At 68.4% G+C, this 18,084-nt stretch carries 17 protein-coding genes and 1 pseudogene; 11 read left to right on the top strand and 7 right to left on the bottom strand.

All coding sequences use genetic code 11. The features are described 5' to 3' along the window. The first annotated feature begins 8 nt into the window (after window positions 1–8). The 3 genes and pseudogenes from JWS13_RS28235 to chrA all read left to right on the top strand — a co-directional run bounded on the left by JWS13_RS28235 (window position 9) and on the right by chrA (window position 2,400). Window positions 9–515, top strand: coding sequence for a Chromate resistance protein ChrB (locus JWS13_RS28235; RefSeq protein ID WP_206008724.1), 507 nt, complete (start codon window positions 9–11; stop codon window positions 513–515). Next, complete coding sequence (locus tag JWS13_RS28230; RefSeq protein ID WP_206008723.1) at window positions 512–943, top strand: chromate resistance protein ChrB domain-containing protein; 432 nt, start codon at window positions 512–514, stop codon at window positions 941–943. Before JWS13_RS28235 ends, JWS13_RS28230 begins: the two co-directional genes overlap by 4 nt. Before the next feature lie 58 nt (window positions 944–1,001). Beyond that, window positions 1,002–2,400, top strand: a pseudogene (gene chrA / locus JWS13_RS28225) (chromate efflux transporter). 723 nt (window positions 2,401–3,123) lie between these two features. Here the strand turns inward: chrA and JWS13_RS28220 are convergent. Further along, window positions 3,124–3,603: a hypothetical protein gene (locus JWS13_RS28220; RefSeq protein ID WP_206008722.1), complete on the bottom strand. Its 480-nt coding sequence runs from the start codon at window positions 3,601–3,603 to the stop codon at window positions 3,124–3,126. Between the two features lie 44 nt (window positions 3,604–3,647). On the opposite strand from JWS13_RS28220, the gene JWS13_RS28215 reads away from it, so the two are divergent. Continuing rightward, a complete protein-coding gene (locus JWS13_RS28215) occupies window positions 3,648–4,106 on the top strand; it encodes an ATP-dependent DNA ligase (RefSeq protein WP_241032351.1) in 459 nt (152 codons plus the stop codon). Between the two features lie 60 nt (window positions 4,107–4,166). Here the strand turns inward: JWS13_RS28215 and JWS13_RS28210 are convergent, their stop codons facing one another. From JWS13_RS28210 to JWS13_RS28195, 4 genes are all read right to left on the bottom strand, one after another. Next, a complete protein-coding gene (locus tag JWS13_RS28210; RefSeq protein WP_241032350.1) occupies window positions 4,167–4,586 on the bottom strand; it encodes a hypothetical protein in 420 nt (139 codons plus the stop codon). Then, entirely contained in the window at window positions 4,583–5,158 is a 576-nt protein-coding gene (locus JWS13_RS28205; protein ID WP_206005831.1) for an IS630 family transposase, read from the bottom strand. Before JWS13_RS28205 ends, JWS13_RS28210 begins: the two co-directional genes overlap by 4 nt. Next, window positions 5,137–5,664 (bottom strand): winged helix-turn-helix domain-containing protein, encoded by a 528-nt coding sequence (locus tag JWS13_RS28200; protein ID WP_206005830.1) that lies wholly within the window; start codon window positions 5,662–5,664, stop codon window positions 5,137–5,139. The genes JWS13_RS28205 and JWS13_RS28200 overlap by 22 nt, the downstream gene beginning before the upstream one ends. Before the next feature lie 141 nt (window positions 5,665–5,805). Further along, a complete protein-coding gene (locus JWS13_RS28195; protein ID WP_206008721.1) occupies window positions 5,806–7,947 on the bottom strand; it encodes an MMPL family transporter in 2,142 nt (713 codons plus the stop codon). A gap of 99 nt (window positions 7,948–8,046) precedes the next feature. Here JWS13_RS28195 and JWS13_RS28190 point away from each other — a divergent pair, with 99 nt between their 5' ends. Next, window positions 8,047–8,487, top strand: a complete 441-nt coding sequence (locus tag JWS13_RS28190; protein ID WP_206008720.1) for a MarR family winged helix-turn-helix transcriptional regulator — start codon at window positions 8,047–8,049, stop codon at window positions 8,485–8,487. A gap of 7 nt (window positions 8,488–8,494) precedes the next feature. Here the strand turns inward: JWS13_RS28190 and JWS13_RS28185 are convergent, their stop codons facing one another. Both JWS13_RS28185 and JWS13_RS28180 read right to left on the bottom strand, forming a co-directional pair. Then, window positions 8,495–9,298, bottom strand: a complete 804-nt coding sequence (locus tag JWS13_RS28185) for a hypothetical protein (RefSeq protein WP_206008719.1) — start codon at window positions 9,296–9,298, stop codon at window positions 8,495–8,497. 94 nt (window positions 9,299–9,392) lie between these two features. Further along, window positions 9,393–9,926 (bottom strand): lipoprotein LpqH, encoded by a 534-nt coding sequence (locus JWS13_RS28180; RefSeq protein ID WP_206008717.1) that lies wholly within the window; start codon window positions 9,924–9,926, stop codon window positions 9,393–9,395. Between the two features lie 208 nt (window positions 9,927–10,134). Here JWS13_RS28180 and JWS13_RS28175 point away from each other — a divergent pair, with 208 nt between their 5' ends. The 6 genes from JWS13_RS28175 (at window position 10,135) to JWS13_RS28150 (ending at window position 17,969) form a co-directional block, all read left to right on the top strand. Then, window positions 10,135–11,460 (top strand): hypothetical protein, encoded by a 1,326-nt coding sequence (locus tag JWS13_RS28175; RefSeq protein WP_206011757.1) that lies wholly within the window; start codon window positions 10,135–10,137, stop codon window positions 11,458–11,460. Continuing rightward, window positions 11,457–12,503 carry a hypothetical protein gene (locus JWS13_RS28170; protein ID WP_206008716.1) on the top strand — a complete coding sequence of 349 codons (1,047 nt, stop codon included), beginning with the start codon at window positions 11,457–11,459 and terminating at the stop codon, window positions 12,501–12,503. The genes JWS13_RS28175 and JWS13_RS28170 overlap by 4 nt, the downstream gene beginning before the upstream one ends. Window position 12,504: 1 nt before the next feature. Continuing rightward, complete coding sequence (locus JWS13_RS28165; protein ID WP_206008715.1) at window positions 12,505–14,019, top strand: tetratricopeptide repeat protein; 1,515 nt, start codon at window positions 12,505–12,507, stop codon at window positions 14,017–14,019. A 243-nt stretch (window positions 14,020–14,262) separates the two neighbouring features. After that, entirely contained in the window at window positions 14,263–14,826 is a 564-nt protein-coding gene (gene ahpC / locus JWS13_RS28160) for an alkyl hydroperoxide reductase subunit C (RefSeq protein ID WP_072944388.1), read from the top strand. Between the two features lie 173 nt (window positions 14,827–14,999). Next, window positions 15,000–16,592, top strand: a complete 1,593-nt coding sequence (gene ahpF / locus JWS13_RS28155; RefSeq protein WP_206008714.1) for an alkyl hydroperoxide reductase subunit F — start codon at window positions 15,000–15,002, stop codon at window positions 16,590–16,592. 84 nt (window positions 16,593–16,676) lie between these two features. Further along, on the top strand, window positions 16,677–17,969 hold the full coding sequence (locus JWS13_RS28150) for a CHAT domain-containing protein (protein ID WP_420855024.1): 1,293 nt from the start codon (window positions 16,677–16,679) through the stop codon (window positions 17,967–17,969). Window positions 17,970–18,084: the final 115 nt, after the last annotated feature.

The following is an 18,084-nucleotide window of genomic DNA, read 5'->3' as shown; positions in this document are numbered from 1 at the left end:
TCACGGGGGTGGAACGGATACCGGCACCCGAGCAGCGTCTCGACGAGTGGGTGATGCTCGCCTACCGGATCCCCCGTGAGCCGTCGACACCGCGAATAGCGTTGTGGCGCAAGCTCCGCAAGTACGGGGTGTTCCAGCTCGCCGACGGGGTGGTCGTGCTACCCGCCTCTCCGCGCACCCGGGAGCAGTTCGACTGGGTCGCCGAGGAAGTCGTCGAGGCGGGCGGTCAGGCGGAGGTGTGGACCGCCGCCCCCACCACCCAGAACCAGCAGGACCGGATGCGGGCGCAGCTGTCGGCGGACCGCGCCGCCGAATACGACGAGCTCACCGACGCCGCCGAAGCGGCACGATCGCTGCCCGACACCGACGGACGGACCAGGAAGCTCACCCAGCTGCGCCGCCGGATGCGGGAGATCGACAAGCGCTCCTTCTTCCCGACCGCGCAGCGGGACGGTGCGGAGGCCGCGCTTAAGGAATTAGCCGGCCGGCCCGCGGAAACGCAGGTGCCGCAATGAGGTGGGCGACCCGCGCCGGGATCCACATCGACCGCGACGCGTGTGCGTGGTTGATCCGCCGCAACATCGACCCGGATGCCGAGTTCGTGTGGGTGGCCGATCCGGCGGACGTCCCGGACGATGCGGCCGCGTTCGACATGCGCGGGGTGGAATTGTCGCATCACCACGGGGATTGCAGCTTCGAGACGATCCTGCGCCGCTACGAACTCACCGACCCGGTGCTGTGGGCGCTCGCCGAAATCGTCCACGAGGCCGACATCGACGACGGCCGCTACGACGCCCCCGAAGCCCCCGGACTGGACTCGGTGCTGCGCGGGCTGTCGTTGACCGGCACCGACGATCAGACACTCGCGGTGGCGACCCGCATCTTCGACGGGCTCTACGAATTCCATCGCCAACGTGTCCTGTCCGGCCGCGAACCGTCCTGACCCCGAGTGCGGCCCGACCACCCTGCCCCGCCCTGACTTTCATGTTTCGGAGACCGACGTGAGCAGTAGCGAACCCACCACCGACACGCCCGCGACCGGCCCGTCGCGCCGCCGGGATCTGATCCCGTTGCGGAAGGCGAGCTGGGCGTGGTTCCTGATCTCCCTGCAGACCTTCGGCGGACCGGCCGGGCAGATCGCCGTCATGCAACGCACCCTCGTCGACGAGAAACGTTGGATCGGGCAGAAACGGTTCCTGCACGCCCTGAACTACTGCATGCTGCTGCCCGGCCCGGAAGCCCAGCAGCTCGCAATTTACACCGGCTGGCTGCTCAACGGCACCATCGGCGGCCTGATCGCCGGGGTGCTGTTCGTGCTGCCCGGGATGATCGCAATGCTCGGACTGGCCGCGATCTACGTCGCGTTCGGCATCACCACCGTCGTGCTGGCCATCTCCGCCGGCATCGCCCCCGCCGTCCTCGCCGTGGTCGTCCAGGCCGTCACCCGCGTCTCGAAACGGGCGCTGACCCGGCCCGCCCACTGGGCGATCGCGGTCTGCGCCTTCCTCGCGCTGGCCTTGTTCGCGGTCCCGTTCCCGATCGTCATCACCGTGGCCGGGTTCGCAGGCTGGCTCATCGGCCGACGCACGCATGGCGCCGACACCAGCAGCAAACCCGAGAAGGACACCGACGAGACGCCGCCGCTGATCGCCGACGACGCCCTGCACGCCGACGCCCCCAGCCTGCGACGCACGGTCCTCGTCCTCGGTGTCGGCCTGATCGCGTGGGCAGTTCCGATGGTCGCCGTCGTGGTGTTCACCGGCCGGCACAGTGTGTTCACCGAACAGGGTCTGTTCTTCTCCGGCACCGCGTTGGTCACCTTCGGCGGCGCCTACGCCGTCCTCGCCTACGTCGCGCAGAAGGCAGTGGAAACCTACGGCTGGCTCACCCCCGGCGAGATGGTCCGCGGTCTCGGGCTGGCCGAGACCACCCCCGGGCCGCTGATCATGGTGGTGCAGTTCGTCGCGTTCCTCGGCGCCTACCGCAACCCGGGTGATCTCGACCCCTGGGTCGCCGCGACGCTCGGCGCGCTTCTGACCACGTGGGTGACGTTCGTGCCGTGCTTCGTGTTCATCTTCCTCGGCGCTCCCTATGTCGAGCGGCTCCGCACCAACACCCACGTGACCGCGCTGAACGGCATCACCGCATCGGTGGTCGGAGTGATAGCGAACCTGGCCCTGTACTTCGTCATCCACACCCTCTTCGCCGACGCCTCCCTGCTGCACTGGGGCCCGATCCACCTGCTGGCCCGACCTGAGCACGATCCGCCCGGTCGCCCTGGTCATCGGCGTTCTCGCCGCGGTGATGGTTTACCGATTGAACTGGTCCGTGCTGCGCACCCTCGAGGGCTGCGCCCTCCTCGGCCTCACGGCCGGCCTGGTCGGGCTCCCCGTCGCCTGACCCTGCGTCCGAAAGGTATTTGTGTTGATAGCTTTCTCGTCCACCGTGCTGCTCGCCGTCCCCGCCGGGGCATCGGATGAGGGCGAGTTCCCCCTGTTCGTGGTGCTCGCGATCCTCGCCCCCCCTCGCGGGCATGGCCGTCGTCGCCGCACACCACCGCGCCGACAACCCCGACGAGTCTCCAACTCGAACCGACACGAAACCCCAGCCGGAATCGCTCGGGCCACCCCCTCGATCGAATCGACACCTACTGACCGGCGATCCGGGGGCGTGGGCGGCGGTGGGCCTTGAGTGAACCCGGTGGGTATCGGGGGCTTGCACACCGAACCCGCACGAGTTCATCGTCATGTATGACCAGAATCCGGGAACTCGCACGCATTTGACGACCGGTGACACGGTGATGCTGCACCCGCAAGGGGTCTCGAAGTTCAAATCCTCTACATCGATGAGGATGGTCATGCGCTCATCGAATCCTTGTTGGACAACCCGGGCACCTACCCGTACAACGTCCAGGTGAAGTTTCTCGTGCCGGCCGCCTAGCGTCAGTACCCCTCGCCGGATTTACCTCATCGCTTCCCGTCGCGCTCTTGGATGATCCGATCGGCCAGCCGATACACCGCGCGCACGCCGGGGGAGATACGTCGGGTACGGCTCGGCCTGCGGCAGCAGTGTCGGAATCCCCAGGGACATCCCCCTCCAGCACGACATACCAATCCCGAGCTATCACATCTGGCCTGCCCAGATGTAGCTACGCCGACCTTGTTCCACCGCAGGAACCCATACCGCGGATAGCACTCCCCGCCCGGGCCGCAGCGACTCGCAATGGACCCAGGTCTCTGAAGGTTTAGGACTGTATTCCGAAGGCGGCCGGCCCACATTGCCGGCCGTGGCGGGGCCACATGACGTCAGCTCAGCATCATTACGCAGGGCGTTCGCGCGGGCACCGGAGTTCGAGTCAACAACCAGGTATGCGGACGAGTCGGGAAATGAACCGTAGTACTTGGCGTACACGATGGTGTCGTCCTCCGTCAGGTGCAGGCCCAGGTCTGTAGCCAGCTCCGCGGCGGCCTTCTCGTCCGATCGTGCGCCGTACCAGTGGTAGAGCCGAGGGCCACCGAACCAGAGAACCAGCGCTCCGATCACGACAACCGCAACAACGATGCCAGTCCACATTCGCCGTGATGGTTTCGGGAAGAACGTCATTCCTTGATACGACCACAACCGCCACCTCGTCAGGGATACCGACCATGGTGGCGCATTCGCGGGCCGAGATGAACACCGTACCTGCGGCGCCGTCATCCAGCGCGCGGTCCCGGGTACAGGAAGCGGCGCCGTACGTCCGCGAGGCCCTCGTGGTGACACCCTCATATCCCGAGATCGCCGAAGCGTTGACAGCGGCATTCTGCGGCCGCGGACGCATCGTTCTCGACGGCGAGGTCGTCGTACTCGATCACAGCAAGCACTCGTTCGGCCTGCTCCAGCGGCGCATGGGGATTGCACACGCGACGAAGCCGTCACAACGACGAATCCCTGTGACATTCTCACCCTTTGACGTCCTGGCGTTCGACGACCTGGACCTCATGAGCGCGTCACACCTGGATCGGCGGGCGGAGCTTGCTGAGCTGGATTCGGTCATCCAGAACGTTGGCGGCCTGCCCATCACCGTTTCCCGCATTGGGAAAATCAGAGCAGCAGAATCATGCTGAATGCCTCGAAAAGTGCTGAATGGAACGAGTTTTGACCAAACGGTCGACATCAATCTTCGGTTATTCATCACGCCGCCGACCCGATCGTGCCGATGGCATCGGGGTATTCAAAAGAGCATTCATCGAGCACGCAACAAGCTCGTCGGGGAACTCGGCGTGTCGTGAAAGGTGCGGAATACGGACAAGATCGTTGAGTGCTGTGCGAACCGCATTGACCAGCGCGAGTGCGTCTGCCTCGGTGACTTCGGAACGCGAGACTCGTAGCCATTTGACCCATTCGGCGAGGTCGTCCTGGCGGATTCGGCGATCACGCTCGGCAGCACTAGCGGGGAGGTTGAGGGCTTCGGTAACTGACACCGCGAACAGATCCGTTGCTTCGGTTGCAATACGAACATAACCTCTCACAAGGCCTTCGATGACCAGTTCATCGGAGGCGCTGTGATGCAAAGATGTTTCGGTAATAGGGTGAGCACTGATCATAAGGAAAGGCCGGTGTGGTCGAGGAAGCCGTGGCACAGGTCGTAGTTCGAGCCGATCCGGGTCAGGCCGGCCTCGGTCGCGATGCGGACCTCGTCGAGGATGTCGGGGCAAAGGTTGGCGAGTTCGGTGGATTTCATGTTGCCCCAGACTTGTTCGATGGGGTTGAGCTCAGGCGCATACGCAGGGAGGCGTTCGACGTGGAGCCAGTCGCGTTGGGTGGCCAGCCACGCGGTCATCGCCTTGGATCGGTGGGCCATGAGCCCGTCCCAGATCAGGATGACCTTCTCGCCGGCGAAGTGGGTGCGTAGCTCGGTGAGGAATTCGATGAGCTTGTCGGTGTTGTAGGCGCCGTCGGTCATGGAGAACACGAACGCGCTGCGGCTGCGGTCAGGGCGATAGGCCAGGACCCCGGCCATGGACATCCGTTTCCAGGAGAATCGGTGATGCAGAACCGGTGTCATACCTTTGGGCGCCCAGGTTGCACGGACCACCGGGAGTAGCGACACACCACTTTCGTCCTGGAAGCAGATCCATGCACCTCGGCGCCGCGCTATTTTTTTATCCGCGGCCACTCGTTCTCGCGCCAGGCGACGATGGCGTCCTCGTCGCGTTCGACTGCCCGACGTGCGGGCCGCTGTCGGCTCCACCCGAGCCGGGTCCGCAGGATCGTCCACGTCTGGGTGGGTCCGTAGGTCACGCCGGTGAGCCGCTCGATGACGATCGCGACCCGGCCCAGGGTCCACACCCCGGTCGCGAAGCCATGCGCTTGCGGTCCTTTGAGCAGTTCCTCTCGGATCGCCTCGATCTGGGCGTCATCGAGCCGGGGCCGGCGCCCCGCGCGACCGGCACCTTCCAACGACTCACTGCCTCCTTCGGTCCACTGTCGATGCCAGCGTGAGGCGGTCTGCTGGGAGACTTCCAACTCGACCGCGACATCGATCTGCCGCCGACCTGCGGCGAACATCTCCGCCGCCCGCATCCGCCTGTCACGCAACGCACCGAGATCACGGCGAGTACCGCGCTGCTTGACTTTCCGGGCGTCGGGCTCCTCGCCGGAACCGGTTTCCTTACCTGCCATTCATCAATGATCCAGCAGCACAGTGGGAATCCCGTGCAATGACACACCCTATTACCGAACCATCTTTAATCGAGCCAGGCTCGGCTGCGCGACCATGAGCGAACAGGCAGGCATCACGCTTGCGGCATTCGCCGAGCGCGCTCACATACGACTCGAATCCAATTCCGGCTCCGCAGAGACGTTCTCGTCGGGTTCCGATGCCGACGCGAGCTTGCTCGGCCACCAGATCTTCGGCCCGATGTCGACGGCGAGGGCGGGCACGAGGAGTGACCGCACGAGGAGTGCGTCGAGGAGAACACCGAAGGCGACGATGAATGCGATCTGTGCGAGGAAGATGAGCGGAATGACGGCGAGCGCCGAGAACGTCGCCGCCAGAACCACTCCCGCCGACGTGATCACACCACCGGTGACGGTCAGACCGCGCAGCACGCCGCGGCGGGTGCCGATGCGCTGGGCTTCTTCCCGGACGCGGGTCATGAGGAAGATGTTGTAGTCGATTCCGAGGGCGACGAGGAACACGAACGCGAACAGCGGGACGACGGGGTCGGCGCCCGGGAATCCGAAGATGTGCTCGAAGACCAGGGACGAGATGCCCAGGGTCGCAGCGAAGGACAGCACCACCGTCCCCATCAGCAGCAGCGGTGCGAGCAGCGACCGCAGCAGCAGGCACAGGATCGCGAACACCACGAGGATGACGACGGGGATGATCAGGGTGCGGTCCCGCGTCGACGTCGTCTTCGTGTCGAGATCGGTGGCGGTGTTGCCCCCGACGAGGGCGTCGGCGCCGTCGATGGGGTGGACGGCGTCGCGGAGCGCGACGACGGTGTCTTCCGCCTCGAGGGAGTCGGCGGGATCGGTCAGGGTGGCTTCGATCGCCACCCGGCCGTCCACCACCAGCGGGTCCCGGGTGCCGGGGGCGGTCAGCACGGTGAGGTCGCCGACGCCGTCGACCCGGCCGGCGTCGAGTACCGCGTCGAGAGCGCCCTCGTTCGCGATGATCACGGCAGGCGAACCGGAGCCGGCGTCGAAGTGGTCGCCGAGGACCTGCTGGCCCGCAACGGAATCGACGTCGAGCAGGAACGTCTCGGACTCCGCGACGCCGCTGGCCTTGAACTGAGGGATCAGGAGCGCGAAGAGCACCAGCACCAGGCTGGACGCCACCCAGAATCGGCGCGGATGTGCGCCGATCCGCGCCGCGAGCGCGGCCCAGAACCTGTGGTCGGCGGCCTCGTCCTTCTCGGCGTGCTGTGCGTCGAAGGCGGGTCTGCTCGGCCAGTACGCCGCCCGGCCGAGGAGCACGAGCACCGCGGGGAGGTAGGTCATGGAGGCGACGAACGACGCCGCGATGCCGATGGCCGCGACCGGTCCGAGACCGCGGTTGGAGTTGAGATCGGACAGCAGCAGGCAGAGCACACCGGCGATGACGGTGCCCGCGGAGGCTGCGACCGGTTCGAGTGTCGCCCGCCAGGCGGTCCGCATGGCGCGGTACTTGTCCTGCTCGATCCGCAGTTCCTCGCGGTAGCGGGACACGAGCAGCAGGGCGTAGTCGGTGGCGGCGCCGAACACCAGGATGAAAAGGATCCCCTGACTCTGGCCGTTCAGCGCGATCACGCCGGCATCGGCGAGCACGTACACGAGCAGACTCGACAGTCCGAGCGCGAAGACCGCGGACGTGATCACGGCGAACGGGAGGATCGGGCTGCGGTAGACGACGATGAGGATGAGGATCACCACGACGCCCGCCACCAGGAGCAGCAGTCCGTCGATGCCGGCGAACGCCGCCGACAGATCCGCGACCTGCCCGGCGGGCCCGGTGACGAGGACGGTGAGCCCGTCCGGTGCGGCGCCGAGCGCGTCGCGGAGTTCGGTGACGCTGTCGCCGACCTCCCCGGTGCTGTCGACGGGCACGAACATCTGCAGCGCCTGCCCGTCCTCGGACGGGATCGGCGGGGACACCTCGTCGCCGAATCCCTCCGACCCGGCGAAGGAGGCCGCGGTGCCTGCGAGGAATTCGGTGTCGGCGGCGGTGATCCCCGACGTCCGTTCGGCGACGACGATCGCGGGCACGAACCGGGTGTCGGTGAAGCCCTTCTGCAGCGCCGACACCTCGGTGGCCTCGGCCGACGCGGGCAGGAAGGACGTGCTGTCGTTCTGCTGGACTGCGGAGAGTTTGCCGGCGAACGGGCCGCCGAACCCGCCGACGGCCAGCCAGACGATCACCAGCAGGGCTGGCAGAATCCATCGCAGTCGACGAATCGGGCGTGGGCGGGCGGTTGTGGTCACGTGCTCTCCAATGCGGGACGATTCGACGACCGGATGTCCGGATTGCGACGTTCCTATTTTGTTCAGCATGCTGAGCAAATTGCAAATGGAGGCGAAGAAATGACGAGCGACGGCATGGACCAGTGGCCTACCGGACGCCTGCTGTCGACGGCTGCGCGACTGGTCGAGCACTCGTGGGAGGACATTCTCCGGTCGCAGAACATGACCCATGCGGGACTCATCTCACTGCACACGATCGCCGACCGGCCAGCCTCGCAACGGGACATCGCGAAGGCCTCGCGCGTGACGGACCAGACCATCAGCCGCACCATCGACCGTCTCGAGCGCGGCGGGTACGTCACCCGGGAGACCGATCCGAACGACGAGCGCCGCAAACGGGTCGCGATCACCGAGTCGGGCCGCGCGATCTACCGGCACCTGCTGACCCTGGAGAAGGAGGACGCGGCCCTCACCGCCGCCGTCGGCGATGTTGGGCCGCTGCGTGAGCAACTCCTCCACCTCGTCCGGTCGCTGGGACTTCCGCCCCGGGACGAGGACTGATCCCCCGTCACACATTCGCGGGCAGGGCGATGACGACCTCCTGCTCGTTCCCCGGCAGATAGTGGACCGTCACCACCCTGCCGACCTGGACGTACCCGACGGTGCGCGGCGGCATGAACTTCTCGACGCGGGTGGTGAACGTCGTGCCGTCGGGCCGGGTGACCGCCAGCCCGAGTTCCACCTTCGAATTCCCGTTGCGGATCTCCCCGGGCACACTGAGCGACTGCACCACCGCCTGCGCGGGGATGCCGCGGGCCGCGATGTCGAGCTTGCCCGGGGTGGTGACTCCCTGCCGAATCATGGATCGGTTCAACGCCTCCTGCGCCGACGCCGCGTCTCCCGAGCGGTCGATCTCGACCTTGTCGGTGCGGCCGGGAAGGTAGCGGACGGGGAGCACGACACCCGGGCGGAGAAGCGCCAACTCGGTCAGCGGCACGATCATCCTGGCGTGCGACTCGAACATCTTGCCGTCGTCGCCCTCCACGGCGAGGTCGATTCGCACCTCCGGTTGGTCGTTGAGTGTCATGCCCGTCTGATGCACCGACCGCACCGTTCCGATCCCGACGGCTCCGTCGCGGAACGCGGCACTGTTGCGCCCCGTGAACGCCGCCAGCACGCTGTCGCCGGTGACGGCGAAACACACCACGACCACGCTGACCGCGACGATCGGCCAGATCATCTGCGGGCCGACCCACGACAGCGCGTCGATTCCGTAGTTCGTCCGGCCCCGATCGCCGAGGCCGTACCAGAGGTAGTAGCCGACCGAGCCGACGAGAAACACCAGGGCGGCGGTACGCACGATCTTCTTCACGAGATGTCCTTTCCGTGCCTGAACTGGGGGTGAGATGGGACGCGCGCGAACTCCGGGTGCGGTGACTCCGCGCGCGTCCCGGGGTGGGCCGGGCTCAGCCGCCCACGACGGTCGAGCATGCGAACGTGATGTCGAACTTCGCCGAACTCGGCGCGGTCGGGTTGCTCATGTCGGGCGCCCCGACGCCTTCGCCGGTGACCGTGTAGGTGTCGCCGTCCTTGACAACCTTCGCGGAGCCGCCGGGCATGCCCTGCCCGAAGCCGAGGGCGTACGGGAGGCCGTTCGACCCGCCCTTGCTGCCGGCGATCCCGACCGCCTGCACGGTGTCGGTGCCGGTGATCGTCGCGGAGACCGCCAGGTCGCCGTATGTCGCGTTACCGGTGTCCGCGAGCGCCAGGGCCAGGGTGTCGCCCTGCTTGGCGCAGGTCGCGTCGAAGTTCGCGTCCAGCGCCTTGCCGTCGACCGCGGCCGCCGACGCACCCGCCGGGCTCGCCGCGGTCTGGTCGGAGCTTCCGCCGCCGGAGTTGTCGCCGGTGTCGCTGCAGCCCGAGACCAGCAGGGCGACGGCGGCCGCCGCGACGATGCCTGCGGTGTAGACGCGCTTCTGAGTCCGAATGATCTTGTTCATGATCCGTCCTTCACGTTTCGTGAGGGGCGCTCGGCGCCCATCGTCGATTCCTTCGGCTCGCGGTCTGGAGCCGATGTGAGAAAGGTAGGAACGTCTCGCGCCCTACCGATCCCAGATTTCTCGCGGCGTCGATAGGCCGCGCCTGCGGTAACCTGCTCGAATGCGGACGGGACCGAGGGGCTCAGCGCCTGCTCGGCGACCGCGCGCGATGGTCCTCGACGAGGTGTGGCGCGAACTGGACGGCGTCGAACCGCTCAGCGGGCCCGACGGCGGGCCCCTGAGCCGTACGGTGAAGCTGATCCTCGATCCGCTGGTCATCCGCCCGGTGCAGAACCCACTGTGCGCCGGTCCGATCGTCACGGCCGACGGGGCGCAACTGCTCGCCACCCGGGTGCACGCCTCCGCCGACGTACTGCGGGCCACCGCGGCCTGGTTCACGCTGCTCAAACGGATCCGCCGGGCGCTGCGCATCACGGAGGGCAACCCGCAGGACCTGTACTTCCAGCGGTGTTTCGAACTCGCGACCGGGTCGGGCGCACCCGATCCGCTCCGCGACGAGTCCGTCGCCGCGGACACGCTGCGCGACGTGCACGATGTCGCCGCCGGCCGCACCACGCAGGCGTTGAAGGTCCACGTCACCGACCCGGCCCGGGCGCGGGAACTGACCGCTCTCATCGACCTCGCGTGGGGGCGGCGACCGCTGTCGGGCGCCGCGACGGGCGACCACACCGCCGCCGTGACCGTGGTCCTCGACGCCTGCCCCGGCGCACGACTCGAGCAGGACGGCGACGACGGACGGCACGCCCTCGACGGCCTGGTCGCCGGCCACGCGGGGACTCACCACGGAATTGCGTTGTGGACGAACGAGGTCTCGGCTCACCGGTTCGGCCTGACGGTGCATCCCCTCCCCGCGCCACCGCGCCTGGGGACGTCGGCGTCCACCTCGGCGCTCGGGCTCCCCTTCGACCGGTCCGTCCACGAACGCGTCTTCACGGTGCTCCGCGCGTCGACCGACCGTGCGGAGCTACCGCCGATCCACGAACTGGTCACCACCGAGATCGCCCGAAGTTGCTCGCCCTGGGCACTTCTCGACGAGTCGTTACGGGTCGCGGCGACGACGGGTGCCGCACTCGCGACCGGTCTCCGCCCGATCGGGACGGCCTCCTCCCCCGCTGCCACGGACACGACCGCCGTCCGAGTGATCAACGGTCGCTGGCAACGCGAGGCGTACGTCCTGCAGGCGCGGCGCCTCACCGTGAACGCCGACGCGGCGACGCTGCCCGACGCGAATCCGCTGGCGATCATCGCCGCCGAACTCCGCGAGCCGTGGCGGCCCTACCTCCGCCGCCTGTGGGTCCGCCTGCACGGCCGCGACGTCCGCGAGTTCTCCGTCCACGAACCAGGCGAACTGTGGGATCTCCTGGACGGGGTGGCGCGGTCGGTCATCCTCGACCACCGGATGCGGGTCAAGCAGGCGCTCAGCGCAATTCCGCTCGCGGACGCGGCGGATGCTCCCGAATCGAGGGCGAGTTGACCACCGGCACCGTGCGGATCGACCGCGCCCCCGACGGTGTCTGGATCATCGCCCCCGGGAACGCACCGAGCGTCCTCGACGACGCAGCAGGCATCGACGTGGCCGTGCTGGAGGTGCTCGGTGGGCACCTGTCGTGGAGTGTGCTCGCCGAACACGCCGTCCCGGTCGCGGTGATCGACGACGTCGACTCGGCGCAGAACTGGGTGTGGGCGGTGTTCGGCGAGGAGGTGGCGCTCGCCGTGGCCGCCGGCGATTCCGGGAGCGACGTCGCGGTCGAACCGGCGCGGCCGCGGGTGGCCGCGGGCGCTCGACGCCTCGCGTTCGCGCACTGGGCGGCGCGGTGGTGGCCGACGTCGACGGTCGACGGTATCCCGGCGCTCGACGCGGGATTGTTGAACCGCGAGATCGCGGCACTCGTCGAGGACTGCGATCTGCTCGTCGACGGGGACGACGCGCTCGCACCGACCGGACCCACACTCGCCGACCGTCCCGGGCGGGCCGGCGACTACGCGCTCGCCGCCGGCGCCGCGACCGCGACGCTGCCGAGCACCCTCGTGCTGGCGCGCGGTGTCACGGGATCCAACTGGCGCCGATACCCGCCCGGTCTCGTCGACTGTTCCGAGCGCGCGGTGTCCTGGGAGGTGGTGCGCACCTCCGGGAGCACCGCGGTGCGCGTGAGTGTCGTTGCGGCACCCGATATCTCCGGACCCGTCCCCGAGCACGTCCGCCCCCGTGCACTCGTCGGCACCGCATCGGGCGCCGCCGACGTCGCGCTGCACCTGTCGGGAGACGTCTGGTTCGGCGAGTCGGACGCACCACCCGGTGCGGAAGCGGGGGTGTCGGTGGACGTGTATCTGCCCGGGTTCGGTGTGAACGGCTCCGCGGACGGTTTGGCGGACGTCGGAGGTCCGGACGTCCGGGAGCGGGTTCGGGCCCTGGCCCGCCTGCGGCTGCGACGTGCCGCAGAGCCGACTCCGGACGACGGGCCTGACGCGCCGCTACTCGCCGAGATAGACGCGGCCGTCTCGGATTCGGACTTCTGACGTGGACGACCAGACCGGCCGCGACCTCCTCGCCGCGGGAGCCGTGGCCTACTCGCGGGGCGACGTCGCCGAGGCGCTCCGGACGTTCGAGCAGGTCGCCTCGGCGGCCACCGGCGATCTCCGGACGAGCGCGATCATCAACGCGGCCAGCATGTCCGACGAGCTGGGCGAGCACGCGAAGGCCGTCGACCTGTACCGGGAGGCCCTCGCGGTGATGCCGGCCGACGCGATCCGGATGCGTCCGGCGGCGCTGGTCAACCTGTCGCAGGCACTGCAGCACATCGGCGACCTCGACAGCGCCCAGGACGCGCTCGAGCAGGCACGGGAACTGCTCGCGGCCGGCGGCGCAGACCAGGGCGATCTGCGGGTCGCATGCCTGTTGTCGCTCACCGCGGTCGCGATGCACCGGCAGCAGTGGGCGCACGCGGCCGACGTGGCCACCGAGTCCCTGGACGCGGCAGTGCGTTTCGCCCCGGGTCTCGCGGGCCATCCGTTGATGAATCTCGCTGCCATCCACTTCGAGACCGGGCGTTTCGACCTCTCCGACGACTTCGCCGGGCAGGCGCTCGCCGCATTCGAGACGGCGGGCGACGTCAACGCGGTCGCCGAGACGCAGCAGAACCTGGGCATCATGCGTGTCCGCACGGGGCGCCTCGACGATGCGGAACCGCTGCTGCTGTCGAGCCAGACGTATTTCGAGCGGTCCGGGATCGGTCACCGGGCGGGCATCGGATCGAAGGTGCTGGCGTTCCTCGCCGAGGGCCGCGGCGATGCCGAACGCGCGTCGGCGCTCTACCGCCGCAGCCTCGACTACTTCCGGGGGTCCGGAGCGGTGCTCGACGTCGCGGACGTCGAGACGCGCCTCGCCACCGTCTCCTTCGCCGAGGGCCGACCGGACGAGGGCGAAGGGCTGCTCGCCGCCGCGTTCGCCACGTACCGCGGCCTGGGGCTCGGACTGCACTGCGCGCAGGTCGACTTCTGGCACGCCACCCTCCTCGACTCCGCGCTCACCGCCTCCGGCACACCGGATGATGCGGCGCAGGCACGGGCCACCGCGCTCGCCGTGCCCGCGGCGATCGCCATCGACGCCGTGCGATACACACTCCCCAACGGCCGGCAGCGCGAGCAGTGGAACCGCGAGATCGCCGATCCCGCGATGCAATTGGCGTTCCGCCTCGCCTACGCGTCCGGCGAGGCCCGGCTGGTAGCCGATCTCGTCGAGGCACAGTGCGCGGGAACGACGGTGGACATCGGCCGCGCCGGGCACGGCGCCGCGCCGCGGCTGCCCCTGCAGTTGCCCGACCCTCCCCCGGTCGGCGCGGCCGACCACGACGGCTCCTTCCTGCTCGGCGCCGCTCTGGCCGGAGTCGCGGCCGGCGCCGGTCTGCCGGTGCCCCTCCCCCCGCGGCTCGCCGTGACGGCGGACGGGCGGATCGTGCTGGGCTCCGCGATCGCGGCCGCCGAGGAACGCTACGGGCGCGAGGTCCGCGGCAGCCGCGTCGTGCCCGCCTGGTGATCCCGCTTTCCGTTCCCTGCGAGGAGATTCAGGGCCGCAGGGTGTCACGGTCGTCACACCGCACGTCCGGCGACCACCCCGGGCCCCTTGGGTGAATGTCCGCACTGACCTGCAACGCGTCCGATTCGGCGGTCATTGATAGCCCCATCCAATCTATGGAATAGGTCTCATAGATTGGACCTATTCCAATCTGCTGGATAGCCTCGTCGCTGTCGGCTTCCAGTCTTACGAATAGAGGTTCCAATGGCCCTGATCAACACGCAGATCAAGCCCTTCGCGGCGTCCGCTTTCAAGGACGGCGCGTTCATCACCGTCTCCGCGGACGACATCAAGGACAAGTGGGCGGTCTTCTACTTCTACCCGGCCGACTTCACCTTCGTCTGCCCGACCGAGCTCGGCGACCTCGCCGATCACCACGAGGAACTGCAGCGTCTCGGCGTCGAGGTCTTCTCGGTGTCCACCGACACCCACTTCACGCACAAGGCGTGGCACGGATCCTCCGACACCATCGGCAAGATCAAGTACGCCATGATCGGTGACCCGACGCAGGAGATCAGCAAGAACTTCGAGGTTCTGCGCGAGAACGAGGGACTGGCCGATCGCGGCACCTTCCTCGTCGACCCCGACGGTGTCATCCAGTTCACCGAGGTCACCGCGGAAGGCATCGGCCGCAACGCCGCCGAGCTGGTCCGCAAGGTCAAGGCCGCTCAGTACGTCCGGTCGCACCCGGGCGAGGTCTGCCCGGCCAAGTGGGAAGAGGGCGAAGAGACCCTCGCTCCGTCGCTCGATCTCGTGGGCAAGATCTGACGTAGCCCAGTCGACCGTAGGCACGGGCTCAGATCTTCTGAGCCCGTGCGCGCGGTTCCCGGTGCTCCGCTCCCGTGGGGGGCAATCGGTGTCGCACCAACACTTTCCGGACCGCCCAGAGCTGGTTTCCGGTTTCCGATCCCTTTCCTCCCCGATCGATGGAGTAGATCCGCATGCTCGAAGCCTCGCTCGCCGGCCAACTGAAGTCCCTGCTCGAACGGCTGACCCTGCCGATCGAGCTCGTCTCCTCACTCGATGACGGCCCCAAGTCCACCGAACTCGCCGAACTGCTCACCGAGATCGCGGCGATGTCGGACAAGGTCACCTACGAACGCCGCGACGACGACGCGCGACGCCCGTCCTTCGCCGTCCGCCGCAGTGGCACCGACACCGAGGTCCGCTTCGCCGGGATCCCGCTCGGCCACGAATTCACCTCGCTCGCACTCGCTTTGCTCCAGGTCGGCGGTTACCCGTCGAAGGAGTCCCCCGAACTGCTCGAGCAGATCCGCGACCTCGACGGCGACTTCCACTTCGAGACCTACTTCTCGCTGTCCTGCCAGAACTGCCCCGACGTGGTGCAGGCGCTGAACCTGATGTCCGTGCTCAATCCACGCATCAGCCACGTCGCGATCGACGGCGCGCTGTTCCAGGACGAGGTCGACGGCCGCCAGATCATGGCCGTGCCGACCGTGTTCGTCAACGGCGAACTCTTCGGCTCCGGCCGGATGGGCCTCGAGGAGATCATCGGCAAGCTCGACGTCGGCGCCGCCGACCGCGCCGCCACCGCTATCGCGCAGAAGGACCCGTTCGACGTGCTCGTCGTCGGCGGGGGCCCGTCCGGCGCCGCGGCCGCGGTGTACGCCGCGCGCAAGGGAATTCGCACCGGCATCGCCGCCGAACGCTTCGGCGGCCAGGTGCTCGACACCATGGCGATCGAGAACTTCATCTCCGTCCCCTACACGGAGGGCCCCCAGTTCGGGTCTGCGCTCGAGAATCACGTCCGCCAGTATGGCGTCGACATCATGAACACTCAGAAGGCCGCGAAGCTCGTGCCCGCCGCCACCGAGAACGGTCTCGTCGAGATCGAACTGGAAAGCGGTGCTTCCCTTCTCGCGCGGACCGTCATCCTGTCGACGGGTGCGCGGTGGCGCTCGATGAACGTGCCCGGCGAGGACCAGTACCGGAACAAGGGCGTCACCTACTGCCCGCACTGCGACGGACCGCTGTTCAAGGGCAAGCGCGTCGCCGTGATCGGTGGCGGCAACTCCGGAGTGGAGGCCGCGATCGATCTCGCCGGACTCGTCGAGCACGTCACGCTCATCGAGTTCGACTCGGTGCTCCGCGCCGACGAGGTGCTGCAGCGCAAACTGCGCAGCCTCCCCAACGCGGACATCCTCCTGAGCACGCTCACGACGGAGGTCGTCGGGGACGGCAACAAGGTCACCGGTCTGGCATACAAGGACCGCACGACCGATGCCGCGCACACGCTCGACGTCGAGGGTGTCTTCGTCCAGATCGGTCTCCTGCCCAACACCGAGTGGCTGACCGGCAGCGTCGAATTGTCCGATCGCGGCGAGATCGCGATCGACGACCGCGGCCAGACGTCGGTCCCCGGCGTGTTCGCCGCCGGCGACTGCACCACCGTGCCGTACAAGCAGATCGTCATCGCCGCCGGTGCCGGCGCCACGGCAGCGCTGAGCGCATTCGACCGGCTCATCCGCACGGGCGTGCCTGCCGAGGATTCCGCCGCCGCAACCGTCGGCTAGTTCGGACGCCCTCCGCTGAACCCCTGCCCACCCGGGTGCGTGGCACACACGCCACCGCCCGGGTGGGTAGGGAATGCTGGGTCGGTGCCGACCCACCTGTCCCACCCGCCGACCTCGCACGAGCAGCCCACCGCGATCGTGCGGATGGCCGACGCCGGCGACCTGTATACGTCGTGGCGGTGGACCCAAGACTCTCACCCCGGCGGTGTCGGTGTCGCCCCCGCCGCGCAGGTGGACGACGCCGTCGCCGCGCTGGCCCGGGCCCTGCCCGACCTCACCGACCCGCAGGGGTTGCACCGTTCACTGACCACGGGCGCGTTCTCCGGCTACGAGTCCGAACACGATCTGGCTCAACTCCTCTCGCGCACGTTTCTCCCGTTCGGCCTCGCCCGGCAGTTGCACGAACTGTTCACCCGCGGCGTGCGCCCCCACCTCCGGATCCAGCCGTCACCCCGAGTCGCGCAGGTGCCGTGGGAACTGATCGCCCCCGACGCCGGGCTACGTCTCGTCGACATCGCGGATGTCAGCCTGCTGGCCCCGCTCAGCATCGTGCACTCGCCCGGCCGTCCGGTCCGAACCTGGACGGACTGCCACCGGCTCCCCGTCGTCGCGGTCCTCGACCCCCGGGTGCCGGGCTTCCGCGCCGATTCGGTTCTCGGTTCCGTCCTGGGTCGGATGGCCGAGGACAGTCCGCTGTCGCAGCGGTTCGCGACGTACACCGACGACGACCGGTTGCTTCCCGCCGTGGACCGGCCGCTGGACGTGTTCCGCCGCGAAGACGTCGACCGGGCATGGCTCGGCGCAGCGTTGCGCGAGGGCGCGGGCCGGCTGGTGTACGTCGGGCACGTCACGGCGGCGGCACCCGAATCCGGCCAGAGCGAGCACGCCGAATTGCACCTCGCCTGCGCCGCCGACGCCGTCGGGTTCGCGGAGCCGACGCGCGCGCACCGGCCGTTGTCCGCGAAGGACCTCCTGCTGGGGACGCACACGCTCACCGAGGAACCGATCCGCGGCGCCGACCTGTGGCCGATCCCGAGCCGGGTTGCGCTCATCGCCTGCGAGAGCGGCGGCGATCTGCGGTTCAGCGAGGCCCTCGGACTGGTCTCCGCGATGATCGCCGGCGGGGCGGAACTCGTCACCGCGAGCCGCTGGGCCCTTCCCACGGACCTCGCGTTCCAACACATCGCCGGCGCCGCGCCGCACGCGCGCCCACTGCAGGACGCCATCTGTTCGATCGACGCGGCACACGAACTGCCCGACGCGGTCGGCGCGCTCTGCGCGTGGCAACGCGACCGGGTCGCCGCATGGCGGGACGAGAGGACGATCGAGCATTCACCGGTCCTGTGGGCAGCGTTCGCAACCGTCGCGGTGCCCTGAAACAGCTGGTGCTCTGAAACACCGGGTGCCCCGATTCACCTGGTGCCCCGATTCACCTGGTGCACTGTCGAGGTTTCCGTTCCCCACATCGTGTCGGTCGGTCGTTGTACCGTCG

The organism is Rhodococcus pseudokoreensis (assembly GCF_017068395.1).
Taxonomy (GTDB): domain Bacteria; phylum Actinomycetota; class Actinomycetes; order Mycobacteriales; family Mycobacteriaceae; genus Rhodococcus_F; species Rhodococcus_F pseudokoreensis.
The sequence above is the reverse complement of the archived record's forward strand: the minus strand, read 5'-3'. Positions and strand labels throughout refer to the sequence as shown.

What these genes read in the sequence shown, in the direction of transcription:
- JWS13_RS28230 (WP_206008723.1), top strand. Translation starts at nt 512, where the DNA reads ATGAGGTGGGCGACCCGCGCCGGGATCCACATCGACCGCGACGCGTGT.
- JWS13_RS28220 (WP_206008722.1), bottom strand. Translation starts at nt 3,603, where the DNA reads ATGACGTTCTTCCCGAAACCATCACGGCGAATGTGGACTGGCATCGTT.
- JWS13_RS28215 (WP_241032351.1), top strand. Translation starts at nt 3,648, where the DNA reads ATGGTGGCGCATTCGCGGGCCGAGATGAACACCGTACCTGCGGCGCCG.
- JWS13_RS28210 (WP_241032350.1), bottom strand. Translation starts at nt 4,586, where the DNA reads ATGATCAGTGCTCACCCTATTACCGAAACATCTTTGCATCACAGCGCC.
- JWS13_RS28200 (WP_206005830.1), bottom strand. Translation starts at nt 5,664, where the DNA reads ATGGCAGGTAAGGAAACCGGTTCCGGCGAGGAGCCCGACGCCCGGAAA.
- JWS13_RS28190 (WP_206008720.1), top strand. Translation starts at nt 8,047, where the DNA reads ATGACGAGCGACGGCATGGACCAGTGGCCTACCGGACGCCTGCTGTCG.
- JWS13_RS28180 (WP_206008717.1), bottom strand. Translation starts at nt 9,926, where the DNA reads ATGAACAAGATCATTCGGACTCAGAAGCGCGTCTACACCGCAGGCATC.
- JWS13_RS28175 (WP_206011757.1), top strand. Translation starts at nt 10,135, where the DNA reads ATGGTCCTCGACGAGGTGTGGCGCGAACTGGACGGCGTCGAACCGCTC.
- ahpC (WP_072944388.1), top strand. Translation starts at nt 14,263, where the DNA reads ATGGCCCTGATCAACACGCAGATCAAGCCCTTCGCGGCGTCCGCTTTC.
- ahpF (WP_206008714.1), top strand. Translation starts at nt 15,000, where the DNA reads ATGCTCGAAGCCTCGCTCGCCGGCCAACTGAAGTCCCTGCTCGAACGG.